Below are 232 nucleotides of genomic sequence, written 5' to 3'. Positions count from 1 at the left end.
CCCAGCAGTCGTCGGTCAGTCAGGCCGGTAAAAACACCATGGGCTTACTGGTCATCGGATTCGAAAACCCCGACCCGAATGCCACCCAAGACAACAAGCATTTTTCGCTGGGCTTCAATTGCGGCGGTGGCACGACAGCGATGGCGTTGTGGGAATGCATGCGCAGTTACATGGAGATCGGGCCAGAAGCATCGCCGGATGCCGCAGCGCTCAATTCAGGCGCCAACCTGCG

General features: G+C 58.6%; 1 pseudogene. It reads left to right on the top strand.

Features of this window, described 5'->3' with window-relative positions:
* Nucleotides 1–232: pseudogene (locus MKZ87_RS28905) on the top strand (hypothetical protein); the annotation flags it as partial.

Origin of the sequence: Pseudomonas sp. MCal1 (assembly GCF_026341415.1) — a bacterium.
GTDB lineage: Bacteria > Pseudomonadota > Gammaproteobacteria > Pseudomonadales > Pseudomonadaceae > Aquipseudomonas.
This window is presented reverse-complemented; position numbering and strand designations above follow the sequence as displayed.